This is a genomic window from Enterobacter sp. V87_3, assembly GCF_029967835.1.
Lineage (GTDB): Bacteria > Pseudomonadota > Gammaproteobacteria > Enterobacterales > Enterobacteriaceae > Enterobacter > Enterobacter cancerogenus.
The window spans coordinates 1-21,018 of sequence record NZ_JASCAM010000002.1; the positions used below are offsets into that span (position 1 = coordinate 1).

Genomic DNA, 21,018 nt, shown 5'->3' on the forward strand with positions numbered 1-21,018 from the left:
GTGTAGAGCGCGGTATCGTTAAAGTTGGCGAAGAAGTTGAAATCGTTGGTATCAAGGAGACTGTTAAGTCTACCTGTACTGGCGTTGAAATGTTCCGCAAACTGCTGGACGAAGGCCGTGCTGGTGAGAACGTTGGTGTTCTGCTGCGTGGTATCAAACGTGAAGAAATCGAACGTGGTCAGGTTCTGGCGAAGCCAGGCTCAATCAAGCCACACACCAAGTTCGAATCTGAAGTGTACATTCTGTCCAAAGACGAAGGCGGCCGTCATACTCCGTTCTTCAAAGGCTACCGTCCACAGTTCTACTTCCGTACAACTGACGTGACCGGTACCATCGAACTGCCAGAAGGCGTAGAGATGGTAATGCCAGGCGACAACATCAAGATGGTTGTGACGCTGATCCACCCAATCGCGATGGACGACGGTCTGCGTTTCGCAATCCGTGAAGGCGGCCGTACCGTTGGCGCGGGCGTTGTTGCTAAAGTTCTCGGCTAATTGCTGATAACATTTGACGCAATGCGCAATAAAAGGGCATCATTTGATGCCCTTTTTGCACGCTTTCACATCAGAACCTGGCTCATCAGTGATTATTTTTGTCATAATCATTGCTGAGACAGGCTCTGCAGAGAGCGTATAATCCGAAAAGCGAATATGCGTTTCGATTTGGTTTGCCTCGCGATCGCGGGGTGAAAATGTTTGTAGAATACTTCTGACAGGTTGGTTTATGAGTGCGAATACCGAAGCTCAAGGAAGCGGGCGCGGCCTGGAAGCGATGAAATGGGTAGTTGTTGCCGTGCTGCTTCTCGTAGCGATTGTTGGCAACTATCTTTATCGTGACATGATGCTGCCGCTCCGCGCGCTTGCAGTGGTAATTCTGATTGCTGCAGCGGGTGGTGTCGCGCTGTTGACAACGAAAGGCAAAGCGACCGTTGCTTTTGCTCGCGAAGCGCGTACTGAAGTCCGCAAGGTAATTTGGCCGACTCGCCAGGAAACATTGCACACCACGCTGATTGTAGCGGCGGTTACCGCTGTAATGTCACTGATCCTGTGGGGACTGGATGGTATTCTGGTTCGCCTGGTATCCTTTATCACTGGCCTGAGGTTCTGAGATGTCTGAAGCCCCTAAAAAGCGCTGGTACGTCGTTCAGGCGTTTTCCGGTTTTGAAGGCCGCGTAGCAACGTCGCTGCGTGAGCATATCAAATTACACAACATGGAAGAGTTATTTGGCGAAGTTATGGTTCCAACCGAAGAAGTGGTTGAGATCCGTGGCGGCCAACGTCGCAAAAGCGAGCGTAAATTCTTCCCGGGTTACGTGCTGGTTCAGATGGTTATGAACGACGCGAGCTGGCACCTGGTGCGCAGCGTACCGCGCGTGATGGGCTTTATCGGCGGCACGTCCGACCGCCCGGCGCCAATCAGCGATAAAGAAGTTGATGCGATTATGAACCGCCTGCAGCAGGTGGGTGATAAGCCGCGTCCTAAAACGCTGTTTGAACCGGGTGAGATGGTTCGTGTTAGTGATGGTCCGTTTGCTGACTTTAACGGCGTGGTTGAAGAAGTCGACTACGAGAAGTCCCGCCTGAAAGTTTCTGTGTCTATCTTTGGTCGTGCGACCCCGGTAGAGCTGGACTTTGCCCAGGTAGAAAAAGCCTAAGCAGCGATCAAAAAAGCGGCGATTTAATCGTTGCACAGGGCGCGAGATTGGAATACAATTTCGCGCCTTTTGTTTTTATGGGCCTGGCCCGTAAAACGATTTTTATTCACGGGGAGCCTTTTTGAGGCGTTATTACCCAATCAGAGGATTTTAGAATGGCTAAGAAAGTACAAGCCTACGTCAAGCTGCAGGTTGCAGCTGGTATGGCGAACCCAAGTCCACCAGTTGGTCCAGCTCTGGGTCAGCAAGGTGTGAACATCATGGAATTCTGTAAAGCGTTCAACGCCAAAACCGAATCCCTGGAAAAAGGTCTGCCAATCCCAGTCGTAATCACTGTTTACGCTGACCGTTCTTTCACTTTCGTTACCAAAACCCCTCCAGCAGCAGTTCTGCTGAAGAAAGCAGCGGGCATCAAGTCTGGTTCCGGTAAGCCGAACAAAGACAAAGTCGGTAAAATTTCCCGCGCTCAGCTGCAGGAAATCGCGCAGACTAAAGCTGCCGACATGACTGGTTCCGACATTGAAGCGATGACTCGCTCCATTGAAGGTACTGCACGTTCCATGGGCCTGGTAGTGGAGGACTAAGAAATGGCTAAACTGACCAAGCGCATGTCCGTGATCCGTGACAAAGTTGATGCGACCAAACAGTACGACATCAACGAAGCTATCGCTCTGCTGAAAGAACTGGCTACCGCTAAGTTCGTTGAAAGCGTTGACGTTGCCGTTAACCTGGGCATCGACGCTCGTAAATCCGATCAGAACGTTCGTGGCGCAACTGTACTGCCACACGGTACTGGCCGTTCCGTTCGCGTAGCTGTATTTGCTCAGGGTGCAAACGCTGAAGCTGCTAAAGCTGCCGGCGCTGAACTGGTAGGTATGGAAGATCTGGCTGATCAGATCAAGAAAGGCGAAATGAACTTTGACGTTGTTATTGCTTCTCCAGATGCAATGCGCGTTGTTGGCCAGCTGGGCCAGGTTCTGGGTCCACGCGGCCTGATGCCAAACCCGAAAGTTGGTACTGTAACCCCTAACGTTGCTGAAGCGGTTAAGAACGCTAAAGCAGGTCAGGTTCGTTATCGTAACGACAAAAACGGCATCATCCACACCACCATCGGTAAAGTGGACTTTGACGCTGACAAACTGAAAGAAAACCTGGAATCTCTGCTGGTTGCGCTGAAAAAAGCAAAACCAACTCAGGCGAAAGGCGTGTACATCAAGAAAGTTAGCATCTCCACCACCATGGGTGCAGGTGTTGCAGTTGACCAGGCTGGCCTGAGCGCTGCTGCAAACTAATGCCTTTACGTGGGCGGTGATTTTGTCTACAATCTTACCCCCACGTTTGCTAACGAAAGTTAGCGGCTAAAAAGATTTGTTCGTTGGAGCCTGGCCTATCCAGGCCTCCGTCGAAGACCGCAGGTGTTTCGTAAGAAACTTAATCCCCTGCGTAGACGGTGACAGAACGCTAAGATTATTTTTTGAATACTCTGGCTTGTTTCTGCTCACCGTATTAAGACGCTCTTTCCGTTTGGGAGAGTGAAGTGAGTTCCGGAACATGAGTTCCGGCAAACATCCAGGAGCAAAGCTAATGGCTTTAAATCTTCAAGACAAACAAGCGATTGTTGCTGAAGTCAGCGAAGTAGCCAAAGGCGCGCTGTCTGCAGTAGTTGCGGATTCCCGTGGCGTTACTGTAGACAAAATGACTGAACTGCGTAAAGCAGGTCGTGAAGCTGGCGTATACATGCGTGTTGTTCGTAACACCCTGCTGCGTCGCGTCGTTGAAGGTACTCAGTTTGAGTGCCTGAAAGACACGTTTGTTGGTCCGACCCTGATTGCATACTCTATGGAACACCCGGGCGCTGCTGCTCGTCTGTTCAAAGAGTTCGCGAAAGCGAATGCAAAATTTGAGGTCAAAGCTGCAGCCTTTGAAGGTGAGTTGATCCCGGCATCGCAAATCGATCGCCTGGCAACCCTGCCGACCTACGAAGAAGCAATTGCACGCCTGATGGCAACCATGAAAGAAGCTTCGGCTGGCAAACTGGTTCGCACTCTGGCTGCTGTTCGCGATGCGAAAGAAGCTGCTTAATAGCAGTTATCTTTATAAAGCATTTGCTTACGTATAAACTTATTCTGATTTTCAGGAACAATTTAAATGTCTATCACTAAAGATCAAATCATTGAAGCAGTTGCAGCTATGTCCGTAATGGACGTTGTAGAACTGATCTCTGCAATGGAAGAAAAATTCGGTGTTTCCGCTGCTGCTGCTGTAGCTGTAGCTGCTGGCCCGGCTGAAGCTGCTGAAGAAAAAACTGAATTCGACGTAATTCTGAAAGCTGCAGGCGCTAACAAAGTTGCTGTTATCAAAGCAGTACGTGGCGCAACTGGCCTGGGTCTGAAAGAAGCTAAAGACCTGGTAGAATCTGCTCCAGCTGCGCTGAAAGAAGGCGTGAGCAAAGATGACGCAGAAGCACTGAAAAAATCTCTGGAAGAAGCTGGCGCTGAAGTTGAAGTTAAATAAGCCAACTTTTCTGGTTGCAGCCTAAGTCATTAGGCTGATGGCTGGTGACTTTTTAGTCACCAGCCTTTTTGCGCTGTAAGGCATCAGCAGCATTTCACACTGTTTGACTGCTGGTTGTCCTGACAATGCATGTTTCTATCGACGACTTAATATATTGCGACAGGGTGCTCGCTCTGTGTAAATCGCGACGAAATGATTTAAGCGTGATAGCAACAGGTATTGCGGAAAGTATTCAATTTTCCGGTCCACAAAATGGTGTTGCACAAACTGTCCCTTCGTCGGACAGATGCGTCGACTTGTCAGCGAGCTGAGGAACCCTATGGTTTACTCCTATACCGAGAAAAAACGTATTCGTAAGGATTTTGGTAAACGTCCACAAGTTCTGGACATACCTTATCTCCTTTCTATCCAGCTTGACTCGTTCCAGAAGTTTATCGAGCAAGATCCTGAAGGGCAGTACGGCCTGGAAGCAGCCTTCCGCTCCGTGTTCCCAATTCAGAGCTACAGCGGTAATTCCGAGCTGCAGTACGTCAGCTATCGCCTTGGCGAACCGGTGTTTGACGTTCAGGAATGTCAGATCCGTGGCGTGACCTATTCCGCACCGCTGCGCGTAAAACTGCGTCTGGTGATCTACGAGCGCGAAGCGCCGGAAGGCACCGTAAAAGACATTAAAGAACAAGAAGTCTACATGGGTGAAATTCCACTCATGACGGACAACGGTACTTTCGTTATCAACGGTACTGAGCGTGTTATCGTTTCCCAGCTGCATCGTAGCCCGGGCGTTTTCTTCGACAGCGATAAAGGTAAAACACACTCTTCCGGTAAAGTACTGTATAACGCACGCATCATCCCTTACCGTGGTTCATGGCTGGACTTTGAGTTCGATCCGAAAGACAACCTGTTTGTCCGTATCGACCGTCGTCGTAAACTGCCTGCAACCATCATCCTGCGTGCGCTGCAATATACGACTGAACAGATCCTGGACCTGTTCTTCGAGAAAGTGATCTTTGAAATCCGCGACAACAAGCTGCAGATGGAGCTGGTGCCGGAACGTCTGCGTGGTGAGACCGCGTCGTTCGACATCGAAGCCGACGGCAAAGTGTATGTGGAAAAAGGTCGCCGTATTACTGCGCGCCATATTCGTCAGCTGGAAAAAGATGATATCAAACTCATCGAAGTACCGGTTGAATACATTGCAGGAAAAGTATCCGCGAAAGATTACGTTGACGAGTCAACTGGCGAGCTGATCTGCCCGGCTAACATGGAGCTGAGCCTGGATCTGCTGGCTAAGCTGAGCCAGTCTGGTCACAAACGTATCGAAACGCTGTTCACCAACGATCTGGACCACGGTGCGTATATCTCTGAGACCATTCGCGTCGACCCAACGACCGATCGTCTGAGCGCGCTGGTAGAAATCTACCGCATGATGCGCCCTGGTGAGCCACCAACTCGTGAAGCAGCTGAAAGCCTGTTTGAGAACCTGTTCTTCTCCGAAGACCGCTACGATCTGTCTGCGGTAGGTCGTATGAAGTTCAACCGTTCTCTGCTGCGTGAAGAAATCGAAGGTTCCGGAATCCTGAGCAAAGACGACATCATCGAAGTGATGAAGAAGCTCATCGATATCCGTAACGGCAAAGGCGAAGTGGATGATATCGACCACCTCGGCAACCGTCGTATCCGTTCCGTAGGCGAAATGGCGGAAAACCAGTTCCGCGTTGGCCTGGTACGTGTAGAGCGTGCGGTGAAAGAGCGTCTGTCTCTGGGCGATCTGGATACCCTGATGCCTCAGGATATGATCAACGCCAAGCCGATTTCTGCAGCCGTGAAAGAGTTCTTCGGTTCCAGCCAGCTGTCTCAGTTTATGGACCAGAACAACCCGCTGTCTGAGATTACGCACAAGCGTCGTATCTCTGCACTCGGCCCAGGCGGTCTGACCCGTGAACGTGCAGGCTTCGAAGTTCGAGACGTACACCCGACGCACTACGGTCGCGTATGTCCAATCGAAACGCCTGAAGGTCCAAACATCGGTCTCATCAACTCCCTGTCCGTGTACGCACAGACTAACGAATACGGTTTCCTCGAGACTCCGTACCGTAAAGTGACTGACGGTGTTGTAACCGACGAAATTCATTACCTGTCTGCTATCGAAGAAGGCAACTACGTTATCGCTCAGGCGAACTCCAACCTGGATGACGAAGGCCACTTTGTAGAAGATCTCGTTACCTGTCGTAGCAAAGGCGAATCCAGCCTGTTCAGCCGTGACCAGGTTGACTACATGGACGTTTCCACCCAGCAGGTGGTCTCCGTCGGTGCGTCCCTGATCCCGTTCCTGGAACACGATGACGCCAACCGTGCATTGATGGGTGCGAACATGCAACGTCAGGCCGTTCCAACGCTGCGCGCTGATAAGCCGCTGGTTGGTACCGGTATGGAACGTGCTGTTGCCGTTGACTCCGGTGTAACTGCGGTTGCTAAACGTGGCGGTACCGTTCAGTACGTGGATGCTTCCCGTATCGTTATTAAAGTTAACGAAGACGAGATGTACCCGGGCGAAGCAGGTATCGACATTTATAACCTGACCAAATACACCCGTTCTAACCAGAACACCTGTATCAACCAGATGCCATGCGTGTCTCTGGGTGAGCCAGTTGAGCGCGGCGACGTGCTGGCAGACGGTCCGTCCACCGACCTCGGTGAACTGGCGCTCGGTCAGAACATGCGTGTAGCGTTCATGCCGTGGAACGGTTACAACTTCGAAGACTCCATCCTCGTCTCCGAGCGTGTGGTTCAGGAAGATCGTTTCACCACCATCCACATTCAGGAACTGGCGTGTGTGTCCCGTGACACCAAGCTGGGGCCAGAAGAGATCACCGCTGACATCCCTAACGTGGGTGAAGCTGCGCTCTCCAAGCTGGATGAATCCGGTATTGTTTACATCGGTGCGGAAGTGACCGGCGGCGACATTCTGGTTGGTAAGGTTACGCCAAAAGGTGAAACCCAGCTGACGCCAGAAGAAAAACTGCTGCGTGCAATCTTCGGTGAGAAAGCGTCTGACGTTAAAGACTCTTCTTTGCGCGTACCAAACGGTGTATCCGGTACGGTTATCGACGTTCAGGTCTTCACTCGTGATGGCGTTGAAAAAGATAAACGTGCGCTGGAAATCGAAGAGATGCAGCTCAAGCAGGCGAAAAAAGACCTGTCTGAAGAACTGCAGATCCTCGAAGCAGGTCTGTTCAGCCGTATCTATGCGGTACTCGTTGCCGGTGGCATCGAAGCTGAGAAGCTCGACAAACTGCCACGCGATCGCTGGCTGGAACTGGGCCTGACCGACGAAGAGAAACAGAATCAGCTGGAACAGCTGGCTGAGCAGTATGACGAACTGAAACACGAGTTCGAGAAAAAACTCGAAGCGAAACGCCGTAAAATCACTCAGGGCGACGATCTGGCACCAGGCGTGCTGAAGATTGTTAAGGTGTATCTGGCCGTTAAACGTCAGATCCAGCCTGGTGATAAGATGGCAGGTCGTCACGGTAACAAGGGTGTTATTTCTAAGATCAACCCGATCGAAGATATGCCGCACGATGCTAACGGTACGCCGGTAGATATCGTACTGAACCCACTGGGCGTACCGTCTCGTATGAACATCGGTCAGATTCTGGAAACCCACCTGGGTATGGCTGCGAAAGGTATCGGCGATAAGATCAACGCCATGCTGAAGCAGCAGGAAGAAGTCGCAAAACTGCGCGAATTCATCCAGCGTGCCTACGATCTGGGTACCGACGTTCGCCAGAAAGTCGACCTGAATACCTTCAGCGATGACGAAGTGCTGCGTCTGGCCGAGAACCTGAAAAAAGGTATGCCAATCGCAACGCCAGTCTTCGACGGTGCGAAAGAATCTGAAATCAAAGAGCTGCTGCAACTGGGTGGTCTGCCGTCTTCCGGTCAGATTACGCTGTTTGATGGTCGTACCGGTGAACAGTTTGAGCGTCAGGTAACCGTCGGTTACATGTACATGCTGAAACTGAACCACCTGGTCGATGACAAGATGCACGCTCGTTCCACCGGTTCTTACAGCCTGGTTACTCAGCAGCCGCTGGGTGGTAAGGCACAGTTCGGTGGTCAGCGCTTTGGTGAGATGGAAGTGTGGGCGCTGGAAGCATACGGCGCAGCATACACCCTGCAGGAAATGCTTACCGTTAAGTCTGATGACGTGAACGGTCGTACCAAGATGTATAAAAACATCGTGGACGGCAACCATCAGATGGAGCCGGGCATGCCAGAATCCTTCAACGTACTGTTGAAAGAGATTCGTTCGCTGGGTATCAACATCGAACTGGAAGACGAGTAATTCTCGCTCAAACAGGTCACTGGTGTCGGGTTAATCCCCGACACCAGATTGTGCTAACTCCGACGGGAGCAAATCCGTGAAAGATTTATTAAAGTTTCTGAAAGCGCAGACTAAAACCGAAGAGTTTGATGCGATCAAAATTGCTCTGGCTTCGCCAGACATGATCCGTTCATGGTCTTTCGGTGAAGTCAAAAAGCCGGAAACCATCAACTACCGTACGTTCAAGCCTGAGCGTGACGGCCTTTTCTGTGCGCGTATTTTCGGGCCAGTAAAAGACTACGAGTGCCTGTGCGGTAAGTACAAGCGCCTGAAACACCGTGGTGTGATCTGTGAGAAGTGCGGCGTTGAAGTGACCCAGACCAAAGTGCGTCGTGAACGCATGGGCCACATCGAGCTGGCGTCTCCAACGGCGCACATCTGGTTCCTGAAATCTCTGCCGTCCCGTATCGGTCTGCTGCTGGATATGCCGCTGCGCGATATCGAACGTGTTCTGTACTTCGAATCTTATGTGGTTATCGAAGGCGGGATGACGAACCTGGAACGTCACCAGATTCTGACCGAAGAACAGTATCTGGACGCGCTGGAAGAGTTCGGTGACGAATTCGACGCGAAGATGGGTGCGGAAGCTATTCAGGCCCTGCTGAAGAGCATGGATCTGGAGCAAGAGTGCGAGCAGCTGCGTGAAGAGCTGAACGAAACTAACTCCGAAACCAAGCGTAAAAAGCTGACCAAGCGTATCAAACTGCTGGAAGCGTTCGTTCAGTCTGGTAACAAGCCAGAGTGGATGATCCTGACCGTTCTGCCGGTTCTGCCGCCAGATCTGCGTCCACTGGTTCCGCTTGATGGTGGTCGTTTCGCGACGTCTGACCTGAACGATCTGTATCGTCGCGTTATTAACCGTAACAACCGTCTGAAACGCCTGCTGGATCTGGCTGCGCCTGACATCATCGTACGTAACGAAAAACGTATGCTGCAGGAAGCGGTCGATGCCCTGCTGGATAACGGTCGTCGCGGTCGTGCGATCACCGGTTCTAACAAACGTCCTCTGAAATCTTTGGCCGACATGATCAAAGGTAAGCAGGGTCGTTTCCGTCAGAACCTGCTCGGTAAGCGTGTTGACTACTCCGGTCGTTCTGTTATCACCGTAGGTCCATACCTGCGTCTGCATCAGTGCGGTCTGCCGAAGAAAATGGCACTGGAGCTGTTCAAACCGTTCATCTACGGCAAGCTGGAGCTGCGTGGCCTCGCCACCACCATCAAAGCCGCTAAGAAAATGGTTGAGCGTGAAGAAGCTGTCGTTTGGGATATCCTGGACGAAGTAATCCGCGAACACCCGGTACTGCTGAACCGTGCACCAACCCTGCACCGTCTGGGTATCCAGGCATTTGAGCCAGTACTGATCGAAGGTAAAGCTATCCAGCTGCACCCGCTGGTTTGTGCGGCCTATAACGCCGACTTCGATGGTGACCAGATGGCTGTTCACGTACCGCTGACGCTGGAAGCCCAGCTGGAAGCGCGTGCGCTGATGATGTCTACCAACAACATCCTGTCTCCAGCGAACGGTGAGCCAATCATTGTTCCTTCTCAGGACGTTGTATTGGGTCTGTACTACATGACCCGTGACTGTGTTAACGCCAAAGGCGAAGGCATGGTGCTGACTGGCCCGAAAGAAGCTGAGCGTATTTATCGCGCTGGCCTGGCCTCTCTGCATGCGCGCGTTAAAGTGCGTATCACCGAATATGAAAAAGATGAAAACGGCGAGTTCGCTGCGAAAACCAGCATCAAAGACACGACCGTTGGCCGTGCGATTCTGTGGATGATCGTACCGAAAGGTCTGCCTTTCTCCATCGTCAACCAGGCGCTGGGCAAGAAAGCGATCTCCAAAATGCTGAACACCTGTTACCGCATTTTGGGTCTGAAGCCGACCGTCATCTTCGCTGACCAGACGATGTACACCGGCTTTGCTTATGCAGCGCGTTCAGGTGCCTCTGTTGGTATCGATGATATGGTCATCCCAGAGAAGAAACACGAGATCATCTCTGAAGCGGAAGCCGAAGTTGCTGAGATCCAGGAGCAGTTCCAGTCTGGTCTGGTTACCGCGGGCGAACGCTATAACAAAGTTATCGATATCTGGGCAGCGGCGAACGATCGTGTATCCAAAGCGATGATGGATAACCTGCAAACCGAGACCGTTATTAACCGTGACGGCGTCGAAGAGCAGCAGGTTTCCTTCAACAGCATCTACATGATGGCCGACTCCGGTGCGCGTGGTTCTGCAGCACAGATTCGTCAGCTGGCAGGTATGCGTGGTCTGATGGCGAAGCCAGATGGCTCCATCATCGAAACGCCAATCACCGCGAACTTCCGTGAAGGTCTGAACGTACTCCAGTACTTCATCTCCACCCACGGTGCGCGTAAAGGTCTGGCGGATACCGCACTGAAAACAGCGAACTCCGGTTATCTGACGCGTCGTCTGGTTGACGTTGCACAGGATCTGGTTGTGACTGAAGACGATTGTGGCACCCTCGAAGGTATCACCATGACCCCGGTTATCGAGGGTGGTGATGTTAAAGAGCCGCTGCGCGATCGCGTACTGGGTCGTGTTACCGCGGAAGACATTCTGAAGCCGGGTACCGCAGACATTCTGGTTCCACGCAACACGCTGCTGCACGAGCACTGGTGTGACCTGCTGGAAGCGAACTCTGTTGACTCCGTGAAAGTGCGTTCCGTTGTATCCTGTGACACCGACTTTGGTGTATGTGCACACTGCTATGGTCGTGACCTGGCGCGTGGCCACATCATCAACAAAGGTGAAGCAATCGGCGTTATCGCGGCACAGTCCATCGGTGAGCCGGGTACACAGCTGACGATGCGTACGTTCCACATCGGTGGTGCGGCATCTCGTGCGGCTGCTGAATCCAGCATCCAGGTGAAAAACAAAGGTAGCATCAAGCTCAGCAACGCGAAGTCTGTTGTTAACTCTGCAGGCAAGCTGGTGGTCACCTCACGTAACACCGAGCTGAAGCTGATCGACGAATTCGGTCGTACCAAAGAGAGCTATAAAGTGCCTTACGGTGCGGTTATGGCGAAAGGTGATGGCGAGCAGGTTGCCGGCGGTGAAACCGTTGCAAACTGGGATCCACACACCATGCCGGTTATCACCGAAGTAAGTGGTTTCATCCGCTTCACTGACATGATCGACGGCCAGACCATTACTCGTCAGACCGACGAGCTGACCGGTCTGTCTTCTCTGGTAGTTCTGGATTCTGCTGAGCGTACTGCCGGTGGTAAAGATCTGCGTCCTGCACTGAAAATCGTTGATGCTCAGGGTAACGACGTTCTGATCCCAGGTACCGATATGCCTGCGCAGTACTTCCTGCCGGGTAAAGCGATCGTTCAGCTGGAAGATGGTATTCAGATCGGTGCGGGTGATGCTCTGGCGCGTATTCCACAGGAATCCAGCGGTACCAAGGACATCACCGGTGGTCTGCCACGCGTTGCGGATCTGTTCGAAGCACGTCGTCCGAAAGAGCCGGCAATCCTGGCTGAAATCAGCGGTATCATTTCCTTCGGTAAAGAGACCAAAGGGAAACGTCGTCTGGTTATCACCCCGGTAGATGGCAGCGAACCGTACGAAGAGATGATTCCAAAATGGCGTCAGCTCAACGTGTTCGAAGGTGAACGTGTAGAACGTGGTGATGTTGTTTCCGATGGTCCAGAAGCACCGCACGACATTCTGCGTCTTCGTGGCGTACACGCGGTAACGCGTTACATCACCAACGAAGTACAGGACGTTTACCGTCTGCAAGGCGTTAAGATTAACGATAAGCACATCGAAGTTATCGTTCGTCAGATGCTGCGTAAAGCAACCATCGAAAATGCGGGCAGCTCCGACTTCCTGGAAGGCGAGCAGGTTGAATACTCTCGCGTGAAGATCGCTAACCGCGATCTGGAAGCGAACGGCAAAATCGGTGCGACCTACGCACGCGATCTGCTGGGTATCACCAAAGCGTCTCTGGCAACCGAGTCCTTCATCTCTGCAGCATCGTTCCAGGAAACCACGCGTGTCCTGACCGAAGCGGCTGTTGCAGGTAAACGTGATGAACTGCGCGGTCTTAAAGAGAACGTTATCGTGGGTCGTCTGATCCCGGCCGGTACCGGTTATGCGTACCACCAGGATCGTATGCGTCGTCGTGCGGCAGGCGAACTGCCAGCTGCACCGCAGGTTACTGCAGAAGATGCATCCGCGAGCCTGGCAGAACTGCTGAACGCAGGTCTGGGTGGTTCTGACAACGAGTAATCGTTGATGCCCGGCGGCGAACATTACCGGGCATGTACCACGGAGGTCGGGTAAGCGTAGCGTTACCCGACAATAAAAAACCCGCCTCGGCGGGTTTTTTTACATCTGTAGGTTCTTAGTTTACCAACGGGATGCGTCGATAAAGCTCAATCATATCGCCCGCCAGATCCTGAATGACCATCGCATTCATCAGGTGGTCCTGAGAGTGGACGGTGATCAGGTTAACCGGCAGTTTTCCGGTGCCTTCATCAAGGCCAATGAGCTGGGTCTGGATGGTGTGCGCGTGCTTAACGTATTCGCGCGACTCTTCCATTGCTTTTTCGGCTTCGTCAAATTCACCTTTGCGTGCCATCTGTAATGCGGTCAGGGCAGCGCTACGCGCCGCGCCTGCGTTGACCAGCAGTTCCATGATCGTTGTTTCTAAGTCTTCCATTATGACTCCAGCAGCTTGAGCGCTTTTTCCAGCACGACATCGCCTTTCATCATGCCGTAATCCATCATGTCGATAACCGCGACCTTTTTACCCAGCGGGTCGGCCTGCGCCTGAAGTTTTGCCTGCTCGTATTTCACCTGTGGCCCCAGTAATACGATGTCAGCCGTTGCGATATTGTCCTTAAATTCCGCGACCGGAACGGCTTTAATGGTTACTTCAACCCCTTTTTTCACTGCGGCATCTTTCATACGTTGAACCAGCATGCTGGTTGACATTCCCGCTGCACAGCATAAAACGATGTTCTTCATAGTCAGCCTCGATCTACATGTGTTTATTGATAATTATCCCGTGCAGTGGGCTTCAACAACCGCTTTACCGCGATTGTGTGTCTGGCATCACAAAGAAATCGGTATTTTTATGAAACCGGTTACAATTTTACATGAACGACAATTCTGCCCGCCGAAACGGGCGAATTGGGGAGGCGGGGATTAGCTGTCTGAGGTAAGCAAAATGCGGTTTTTGCCCTGCTGTTTGGCCTGATACAGGGCGGCATCGACGCGGCCAACAAACTGTTCCAGCGGTTCGAACTGCCACTCACCCAGCCCGGCGCTGAAGGTGACATGGAGGTTATCTTCCCGCCACTCTCGCTGTTCAACGGCGCTACGCCACGCCTCCAGTAACTGCCGGGAGTCTTCGGACCGTTCGGCCTTGAAGATCACCGCAAACTCTTCTCCGCCGTAGCGATAAACGGAAACGCTATGCGGCTGCATCACCTGCAGGCCTTCACGTGCGACGTTGCGCAGAACGATATCGCCGCTCAGATGGCCCCAGGTGTCGTTGATCGATTTGAAATTATCGATATCCACCAGCGCCAGCGCGAAAGGCTGATGGTTATTCATCAGCTCTGCCATATCGTTATCGAAAGCGCGGCGATTCTTACAGCCCGTCAGCGCATCGTGGGTGGCCTGGCGGACGTAGGCCAGCTCGCGTTCTTTGTTTGACTGAATGGTGTGGCTGAGCATGGATTCAAGGCGAGGCGCCTGGCTCACGTCGCCGGTTTTAATGGCGTTGATAATATTCATCAGAACGGTGCGGGAAGCATGGCGCAGATAGAGCCCGAACAGCACGATGATAATGGCGGCCAGCGCGAAACCCCAGCTGATGAGCGCTGTCTCGTGGCGGGTAATATCGGCAAGCGTCGCGTCAGATACCCGGTAGATCACAAACCAGTCAGGGTTGGTAAAGGAGTAATAGTAGTACCAGGCATTACTTTTTTGATCGTAAATGTGCCCTTCACCGCTGGTCATTTTATCCATCAGCGCTTCGCTGACGTACCGCTTAAAGAGCGCGCCCGTGTCCGGGTGAAGCACCACCGCGCCATCGCGTTCAACGACGAAGAACTCGCCCTGAACAGGGGCAACCATCTGGCGCAGGGTGTAACCCATTGAGGTCAGATCGAGATGAAACGCCAGGGTGCCTTTGAGACGGCCTTCCGGTGAAATGACCGGCCTGTAAACGGTGACCGTGGGATGGCCGGTGAAGTAGTCCCTGTACGGATGCGTGTAATTGCTGAAGGAGCTGGCTTCGGCCTGGGCGACAAACCACGGGCGGGTACGTGCATCAAACGTTTTGCTTTTATCGGTCGGCAGCACTTCTGGCGCACGCAGATAGTGCCCCTCTGTATCCGCAAGTGAGATCGACGATACGCTCGGCATCAGGTTCTGAAGGTGCATCAGTACCTGCAGCCCCTCTTCAGGATGGGTACTTAGCGTCTCATTCAGCCGGTTATTGCGGGCGAAAAAGGTCGTGGCGGTACCCAGAATATGGTCGTTTTCGCGCAGGATGGATTCGGTATAGTTGACCGCAAGATTGTGGGTGAAATTACTATTGATCTTATGATACTCATCGAGGAAATCCTTGCGCTGTGTCAGCGTAATAAAGAGCGCAATCAGCACGAAGCTGAACAAGATCCCCGCAAAGCTGAGCATGATCGGCCGGGTAAACGAAAGTTTAGTGCTGTGAAGTGCCATGAGCTGTACATCAATCCCGATGGTGAACGCGTTGCGTAAATCGATATCCTCTCAGCATAGTCGCTGTCCGGATGCTGACAGCCAATTATAAGGAAATGCCTGGGCGGGGAGATGATTTATCTTAAGTGTGAATAAGAAAATGCCTTTTATTTTCGCGGTGGATTGCGTTGGGTGAGAGGCAGGGCGAAACGAGGAAGAAGCCTTTCGCCCTGGTCAGCATCCGTTGCTGACCCGCTAAGCATAAAAAAACCGGGCATCGGTCGACAATCACCCGGTTATCATCTTTCGAGCCGCCTCGTAACCTTTCTTCGCGTTTACACCGGGTTTCAGCGTAATTGCGAAGCTCTTCCCAGCCAGCTGTCCCAGTCTTTCCAGACGGGCTGCAGCCCCTGAGCCGTCAGGGCGGCTGCGACCGCTTCCGGCCGTCGGCCATCATGCGGGGCGAACTGCTCCAGTTCAGGGCGTTCATCGGCATAGCCGCCCGGCTGCGTTTTAGAAAAGGCGCTGACGTTGTTTATCGCAAGCGGTATCACCCGGTCGCGAAACGCCGGGGCCTCCCGGGTGGAGAGCGATAATTCCACTTCCGGGGCGAGCAGGCGAAACGCGCAGATGGTTTGCACCAGCTGGCGTTCATCCATGATCGACGCAGGCTCAATGCCGCCCGCGCAAGGGCGCAGCCGGGGAAAGGAGATGGAGTAACGGCTCTGCCAGTAGTGCTGCTGGAGCCACAGCAGATGTTCCGCCACCATGTAGCAATCCACCCGCCAGCTGTCGGAAAGCCCAATCAGTGCCCCGAGGCCGATTTTATCGATCCCGGCGCGTCCCAGCCTGTCCGGCGTCTCCAGCCGGAAGATAAAGTCCTGTTTCTTGCCTTTCAGGTGATGCCGGGCATACATCGCCTCGTGATAGGTTTCCTGATAAACCATCACGCCGTCCAGACCGAGGGTTTTTAGCTCCGCATACTCCTCCTGCGACAGCGGCTGAACCTCCATCTGCAGCGACGCAAACTCGCGGCGAATGGCGGGCAGATGCTGGCGAAAGTAGTCCATTCCGACCTTGCTCTGATGCTCACCGGTGACCAGCAGCAGGTGCTCAAAACCCATCTTCCGTATGGCGGCGCATTCGCGGGCGATTTCATGCTCATCGAGCGTTTTACGCCTGATGCGGTTGCTCATTGAGAAGCCACAATAGGTACAGTCATTGGCGCACAGGTTGGAGAGGTACAGCGGCACGTAAAAACTCACCGTGTTGCCAAAGCGCTGACGGGTGAGCCGCTGTGCGCGCTGCGCCATCGGTTCCAGATAACCGCTGGCCGCTGGCGAGAGCAGGGCCATCATATCGTCGCGGGTCAGGTGGCGGGCAGCTAATGCCCGTTCGACGTCCGCCGCGGTTTTGCTGTTGATGCGCAGGGCAATATCATCCCAGTTAAGCTGCCGCCAGCGATCGGTAAAGGTCGGCATCATAACGCCTCCAGAAAACCGGTCAGCGGGCTGGTGGCCTGCGCCAGAACGCTGCGCGAACCGGGGCCAGACTGTCTTGCCAGCAGGCCAGCTTCGACCGCCAGGCGGAAGGCGCGGGCCATCGTAACCGGATCGTCGGCCACGGCGATGGCGGTATTGACCAGCACCGCATCGGCCCCCATTTCCAGCGCCTGGGCGGCATGGCTCGGCACGCCTATACCGGCGTCAACGATAACGGGGACGGTCGCCTGCTCAATGATGATCTCCAGCATCGCGCGGGTTTCCAGCCCCTGATTGGAGCCGATAGGCGCTCCCAACGGCATCACGGCCGCGCAGCCAGCCTCTTCCAGACGTTTACACAGGACGGGGTCGGCTCCGCAGTAGGGCAGGACGGTAAAGCCCTGCTGAACCAGCTTTTCCGCCGCCTTTAGCGTTTCGATGGGGTCGGGTAACAGCCAGCGAGCGTCCGGATGAATTTCCAGCTTCAGCCAGGGGGTGCCCAGGGCTTCACGCGCCAGCCGGGCGGCAAAGATGGCCTCCTCCGCCGTTTTCGCGCCGGAAGTATTAGGTAAGAGCGTTACGCCTGCGTCCAGCAAAGGTGCCAGAATGGCGTCGCTGTGATGGCGCAGATCCACGCGTTTCAACGCCAGCGTCACCAGCTGGCTACCGCTTTCCCGGATGGCATCCACCATCAGCTGCGGAGAGGCAAATTTCCCGGTTCCGGTAAACAGATGGGAATCAAAGGTTTTATCGGCAATACGTAACATCTCAGCCTCCCGCGATAACCTGAAACAGCAGGATCTGGTCGCCTTCGCTCACCTGCTGATGTTCCCACTGCTCGCGCGGCAGGATCTGTTGATTGAGCGCCAGCGCCGTTCCCGGCCTGAGCTGACGCAGCTTATCGAGCAGTGTGGCTACGGTCTGCCCCTCGTCACACTGCATTGACTCATCGTTAAACAGGATGCGCATTGTGACCTCCGCATACCGGGCATTGGCCTGCGCGGTGGAGAGCCAGTTGACGCCAGCCGCCAGCGCGGGCGTCGAACAGCCGCAGCGTATTACGCTGCGTTTCCATGCCGCAGAGCAGCGTGATCGCCTCCAGCGCCTGCAACGTTCCCATCACCCCGACCACGGGGCCGGTAATGCCTGCCGTGCGGCAGTTGCGCTCCGGCTCGGCGTCGTCCGGCCACAGGCAGCGGTAACAGCCCTGCGCCCACGGCGGCGTCAGGACCATCATCTGCCCGCCAAAGCCAACGGCGCTGGCGGTGATAAGCGGCGTATTGTGCGCGACGCAGGCGGCGTTAATCGCCTGGCGCGTCGCCATATTGTCAGTGCAGTCGAGCACGACGTCAGCCAGCGCAACCTCGCGTCGCAGGCTGTCACCGCTAAGGCGCGTCTGAAGCGCGATGAGTTCGATATCAGGGTTGAGCTGATGCAGTCGCTGGCGGGCAATATCTGCCTTAGGCTGGCCCACATCCGCCGTATTAAACAGGATCTGCCGCTGCAGATTGCTGATGTGAATATCATCGTCATCCGCCAGCACCAGCGTACCGATGCCTGCGCCCGCCAGATAAAGCGCAGCAGGCGAGCCTAATCCACCCAGACCGACGATCAGCACCCGGCTTTCGAGCAGCTTTTGCTGCCCGTCAACGGCGATATCCTCCAGCAGGATCTGGCGGCTGTAGCGCATAAAATCGCGATCATTCATCGCCTGCTCCTGCCAGCCGTAAGAGCTGTGCGGTGGCATCACGCCAGTCATTGGCCTGGGTGATGGCGCTGACGACGGCGATGCTGCCGACGCCGGTCTCCAGAACGGACGGCGCGCGTTCAAGGCTAATCCCGCCGATGGCGACCGTCGGATACTCTGCCAGGCGTTTAACGTGGTCTGCCAGCTGCACCAGCCCCTGCGGCGCGGAAGGCATTTGCTTGGTTTGCGTCGGGAATACGTGGCCGAGGGCGATATAAGAGGGACGGGCGGCCAGCGCCACGTCGATCTCCATATCGTCATGCGTCGACACGCCCAGGCGCAGCCCTGCGTCACGAATGGCGCTCAGATCGGTGGTTTCCAGATCTTCCTGACCAAGATGAACCCCGTAGGCCTGGTGTTTCACCGCCAGCTGCCAGTAGTCGTTGATAAACAGGCGGGCCTGGTAACGACGCCCCAGCGCAATGGCGGCAACCACATCGGCCTCGACCTCGTCATCGCGTTTATCTTTGATACGTAACTGGATCGTGCGCACGCCGGCCTCCAGCAGGCGCGCAATCCACTCGACGCTGTCCACGACCGGGTACAGCCCCAGCCGGAAGGGGACGGAGGGGAAATCGGGCTGGTACATTATGCCTCCTCTTTTTTGAGGTAAATTTCGCCGCCTCTGGCGCGGAAGTTCTCTGACATATCCGCCATCCCGACTTCAATTGCCTGCGCGGCGGCGTAGTCCCGCACTTCCTGGCTGATTTTCATTGAGCAGAATTTTGGGCCGCACATGGAGCAGAAGTGCGCCACCTTGCCGGACTCCTGGGGCAGGGTTTCATCGTGGTAGGCGCGGGCTGTGAACGGGTCGAGCGCGAGGTTGAACTGATCTTCCCAGCGGAATTCGAAGCGCGCCTTCGACATCGCGTTATCGCGGATCTGCGCCCCCGGGTGGCCTTTCGCCAGGTCTGCAGCGTGCGCGGCAATTTTGTAAGTGATAAGCCCCTGTTTCACATCCTCTTTGTTGGGCAAGCCAAGGTGCTCTTTCGGCGTGACGTAGCACAGCATTGCGCAGCCGAACCAGCCAATCATTGCCGCGCCAATACCGGAGGTGAAGTGGTCGTAACCCGGTGCGATATCGGTGGTCAGCGGCCCTAGGGTGTAGAACGGCGCTTCGTGGCAGTGCTCCAGCTCCTCGGTCATGTTGCGGCGGATCATCTGCATCGGCACGTGCCCCGGACCTTCAATCATCACCTGCACGTCATACTCCCAGGCGATTTTGGTCAGTTCGCCCAGCGTATGCAGTTCGGCAAACTGCGCTTCGTCGTTGGCATCGCGGATCGATCCCGGACGCAGGCCGTCGCCCAGCGAGAGCGAGACGTCATAGGCGGCGCAGATTTCGCAGATTTCGCGGAAGTGTTCATAGAGGAAGTTTTCCTGATGGTGGGACAGGCACCACTTCGCCATGATTGAACCGCCGCGCGAGACGATGCCGGTCAGGCGTTTGGCGGTCATCGGCACGTAGCGCAGCAGCACGCCAGCGTGGATGGTGAAGTAATCCACGCCCTGTTCGGCCTGCTCCAGCAGCGTGTCGCGGAAGGCTTCCCAGGTGAGGTTTTCCGCGATGCCGTTCACTTTCTCCAGCGCCTGATAGATGGGCACTGTGCCAATCGGCACCGGGCTGTTACGCAGGATCCACTCGCGGGTTTCGTGAATATAGCGGCCGGTTGAGAGATCCATCACCGTGTCCGCGCCCCAGCGCGTAGACCAGACCAGTTTCTCTACCTCTTCTTCGATGGACGAGGTGACGGCAGAGTTACCGATGTTGGCGTTAACCTTCACCAGGAAGTTGCGGCCAATGATCATCGGCTCTGATTCCGGGTGGTTGATGTTGGCAGGGATGATCGCCCGGCCCGCCGCCACTTCGTCACGCACGAATTCCGGCGTGATGTTTTCCGGCAGGCGAGCACCGAACCCTTCGCCCGGATGCTGGTGGCGTAACACCTCGCTGCGGATGCGCTCGCGCCCCATATTTTCACGGATGGCGATAAACTCCATCTCCGGGGTGACAATGCCCTGACGCGCGTAGTGCAGCTGCGTAACGCATTTGCCTGGCTTAGCACGCTTCGGCGTCAGCAGCCCGGTGAAACGCAACGCGTCCAGACCGTCGTCGGCCAGACGCGCGTTGGTATAGGCCGAGCTGCGGACGGGCAATTCTTCGCTGTCGTTACGCGCATCAATCCAGGCCTGGCGCAGCTTCGCCAGACCCTGCTGCACGTTGATCGCAACGGTCGGGTCGCCGTACGGGCCGGACGTGTCGTACACCGGCACGGCTTCGTTGTCTTCAAATTGCGGCGTCTCTTTGCTGCCGCCGATAAGCGTCGGGCTAAGCTGGATCTCGCGCATCGGGACGCGAATATCAGCCTGGGAGCCAGTGATGTAAATGCGTGTTGAGTTCGGGAAAGCGGTGCCTTCCAGGGTGTCGATGAAGCGTTGGGCGTGTTCGCGCTGTTCGCGACGGGTCAGTTTAGTTGCAGACATAGCTCATTCCAAAGGTGAAGGACATGGCTTGTCAGACGACGGATGAAG

Annotated in this window: 18 protein-coding genes; 9 read left to right on the forward strand and 9 right to left on the reverse strand. The window is 54.6% G+C overall.

Annotation, left to right across the window (positions count from 1 at the left end; genetic code table 11):
- The 9 genes from QLG21_RS00180 to rpoC form a co-directional block, all read left to right on the forward strand.
- Window positions 1–494 (forward strand): EF-Tu/IF-2/RF-3 family GTPase (locus tag QLG21_RS00180; RefSeq protein WP_282483638.1); only part of this gene is annotated, 494 nt, incomplete at its 5' end.
- A 229-nt stretch (window positions 495–723) separates the two neighbouring features.
- Window positions 724–1,107, forward strand: a complete 384-nt coding sequence (gene secE / locus QLG21_RS00185) for a preprotein translocase subunit SecE (RefSeq protein ID WP_003033128.1) — start codon at window positions 724–726, stop codon at window positions 1,105–1,107.
- Between the two features lies 1 nt (window position 1,108).
- A complete protein-coding gene (gene nusG, locus QLG21_RS00190; protein WP_002438628.1) occupies window positions 1,109–1,654 on the forward strand; it encodes a transcription termination/antitermination protein NusG in 546 nt (181 codons plus the stop codon).
- Between the two features lie 155 nt (window positions 1,655–1,809).
- On the forward strand, window positions 1,810–2,238 hold the full coding sequence (gene rplK, locus QLG21_RS00195) for a 50S ribosomal protein L11 (protein WP_004097640.1): 429 nt from the start codon (window positions 1,810–1,812) through the stop codon (window positions 2,236–2,238).
- Between the two features lie 3 nt (window positions 2,239–2,241).
- Entirely contained in the window at window positions 2,242–2,946 is a 705-nt protein-coding gene (gene rplA / locus QLG21_RS00200) for a 50S ribosomal protein L1 (RefSeq protein WP_006176745.1), read from the forward strand.
- A 292-nt stretch (window positions 2,947–3,238) separates the two neighbouring features.
- Window positions 3,239–3,736: a 50S ribosomal protein L10 gene (gene rplJ / locus QLG21_RS00205; RefSeq protein WP_001207203.1), complete on the forward strand. Its 498-nt coding sequence runs from the start codon at window positions 3,239–3,241 to the stop codon at window positions 3,734–3,736.
- Between the two features lie 66 nt (window positions 3,737–3,802).
- A complete protein-coding gene (gene rplL / locus QLG21_RS00210; RefSeq protein ID WP_006176746.1) occupies window positions 3,803–4,168 on the forward strand; it encodes a 50S ribosomal protein L7/L12 in 366 nt (121 codons plus the stop codon).
- A gap of 319 nt (window positions 4,169–4,487) precedes the next feature.
- On the forward strand, window positions 4,488–8,516 hold the full coding sequence (gene rpoB / locus QLG21_RS00215) for a DNA-directed RNA polymerase subunit beta (protein ID WP_137903473.1): 4,029 nt from the start codon (window positions 4,488–4,490) through the stop codon (window positions 8,514–8,516).
- Window positions 8,517–8,592: 76 nt separating this feature from the next.
- The gene (gene rpoC, locus QLG21_RS00220; RefSeq protein WP_282483639.1) at window positions 8,593–12,816 is read left to right on the forward strand and encodes a DNA-directed RNA polymerase subunit beta'; all 4,224 of its coding nucleotides are present in this window, start codon (window positions 8,593–8,595) and stop codon (window positions 12,814–12,816) included.
- A gap of 115 nt (window positions 12,817–12,931) precedes the next feature.
- Here rpoC and QLG21_RS00225 read toward each other — a convergent pair whose 3' ends face one another.
- From QLG21_RS00225 to thiC, 9 genes are all read right to left on the reverse strand, one after another.
- Window positions 12,932–13,249, reverse strand: coding sequence for a PTS lactose/cellobiose transporter subunit IIA (locus tag QLG21_RS00225; protein WP_008503455.1), 318 nt, complete (start codon window positions 13,247–13,249; stop codon window positions 12,932–12,934).
- A complete protein-coding gene (locus QLG21_RS00230; RefSeq protein WP_137903475.1) occupies window positions 13,249–13,557 on the reverse strand; it encodes a PTS sugar transporter subunit IIB in 309 nt (102 codons plus the stop codon). Before QLG21_RS00230 ends, QLG21_RS00225 begins: the two co-directional genes overlap by 1 nt.
- A 180-nt stretch (window positions 13,558–13,737) precedes the next feature.
- Window positions 13,738–15,279 carry a sensor domain-containing diguanylate cyclase gene (locus QLG21_RS00235; RefSeq protein WP_282483640.1) on the reverse strand — a complete coding sequence of 514 codons (1,542 nt, stop codon included), beginning with the start codon at window positions 15,277–15,279 and terminating at the stop codon, window positions 13,738–13,740.
- Window positions 15,280–15,605: 326 nt separating this feature from the next.
- Window positions 15,606–16,739 carry a 2-iminoacetate synthase ThiH gene (gene thiH, locus QLG21_RS00240; RefSeq protein ID WP_282483644.1) on the reverse strand — a complete coding sequence of 378 codons (1,134 nt, stop codon included), beginning with the start codon at window positions 16,737–16,739 and terminating at the stop codon, window positions 15,606–15,608.
- Window positions 16,739–17,506 carry a thiazole synthase gene (gene thiG, locus QLG21_RS00245; protein ID WP_006176756.1) on the reverse strand — a complete coding sequence of 256 codons (768 nt, stop codon included), beginning with the start codon at window positions 17,504–17,506 and terminating at the stop codon, window positions 16,739–16,741. The genes thiH and thiG overlap by 1 nt, the downstream gene beginning before the upstream one ends.
- 1 nt (window position 17,507) lies before the next feature.
- Entirely contained in the window at window positions 17,508–17,708 is a 201-nt protein-coding gene (gene thiS, locus QLG21_RS00250) for a sulfur carrier protein ThiS (RefSeq protein WP_282483641.1), read from the reverse strand.
- Window positions 17,692–18,447: a HesA/MoeB/ThiF family protein gene (locus QLG21_RS00255; RefSeq protein ID WP_153689104.1), complete on the reverse strand. Its 756-nt coding sequence runs from the start codon at window positions 18,445–18,447 to the stop codon at window positions 17,692–17,694. The genes thiS and QLG21_RS00255 overlap by 17 nt, the downstream gene beginning before the upstream one ends.
- Window positions 18,440–19,075 (reverse strand): thiamine phosphate synthase, encoded by a 636-nt coding sequence (thiE, locus tag QLG21_RS00260; RefSeq protein ID WP_282483642.1) that lies wholly within the window; start codon window positions 19,073–19,075, stop codon window positions 18,440–18,442. Before thiE ends, QLG21_RS00255 begins: the two co-directional genes overlap by 8 nt.
- Complete coding sequence (gene thiC, locus QLG21_RS00265; protein WP_058610863.1) at window positions 19,075–20,970, reverse strand: phosphomethylpyrimidine synthase ThiC; 1,896 nt, start codon at window positions 20,968–20,970, stop codon at window positions 19,075–19,077. Before thiC ends, thiE begins: the two co-directional genes overlap by 1 nt.
- Window positions 20,971–21,018: the final 48 nt, after the last annotated feature.

Coding starts and splice junctions, on each gene's coding strand:
- rplK (WP_004097640.1), top strand. CDS start 1,810: ATGGCTAAGAAAGTACAAGCCTACGTCAAGCTGCAGGTTGCAGCTGGT.
- thiE (WP_282483642.1), bottom strand. CDS start 19,075: ATGTACCAGCCCGATTTCCCCTCCGTCCCCTTCCGGCTGGGGCTGTAC.
- QLG21_RS00255 (WP_153689104.1), bottom strand. CDS start 18,447: ATGAATGATCGCGATTTTATGCGCTACAGCCGCCAGATCCTGCTGGAG.
- thiG (WP_006176756.1), bottom strand. CDS start 17,506: ATGTTACGTATTGCCGATAAAACCTTTGATTCCCATCTGTTTACCGGA.
- secE (WP_003033128.1), top strand. CDS start 724: ATGAGTGCGAATACCGAAGCTCAAGGAAGCGGGCGCGGCCTGGAAGCG.
- rplJ (WP_001207203.1), top strand. CDS start 3,239: ATGGCTTTAAATCTTCAAGACAAACAAGCGATTGTTGCTGAAGTCAGC.
- rpoB (WP_137903473.1), top strand. CDS start 4,488: ATGGTTTACTCCTATACCGAGAAAAAACGTATTCGTAAGGATTTTGGT.
- thiS (WP_282483641.1), bottom strand. CDS start 17,708: ATGCGCATCCTGTTTAACGATGAGTCAATGCAGTGTGACGAGGGGCAG.
- QLG21_RS00235 (WP_282483640.1), bottom strand. CDS start 15,279: ATGGCACTTCACAGCACTAAACTTTCGTTTACCCGGCCGATCATGCTC.
- thiH (WP_282483644.1), bottom strand. CDS start 16,739: ATGCCGACCTTTACCGATCGCTGGCGGCAGCTTAACTGGGATGATATT.
- rplA (WP_006176745.1), top strand. CDS start 2,242: ATGGCTAAACTGACCAAGCGCATGTCCGTGATCCGTGACAAAGTTGAT.
- thiC (WP_058610863.1), bottom strand. CDS start 20,970: ATGTCTGCAACTAAACTGACCCGTCGCGAACAGCGCGAACACGCCCAA.
- QLG21_RS00225 (WP_008503455.1), bottom strand. CDS start 13,249: ATGGAAGACTTAGAAACAACGATCATGGAACTGCTGGTCAACGCAGGC.
- nusG (WP_002438628.1), top strand. CDS start 1,109: ATGTCTGAAGCCCCTAAAAAGCGCTGGTACGTCGTTCAGGCGTTTTCC.
- rplL (WP_006176746.1), top strand. CDS start 3,803: ATGTCTATCACTAAAGATCAAATCATTGAAGCAGTTGCAGCTATGTCC.
- QLG21_RS00230 (WP_137903475.1), bottom strand. CDS start 13,557: ATGAAGAACATCGTTTTATGCTGTGCAGCGGGAATGTCAACCAGCATG.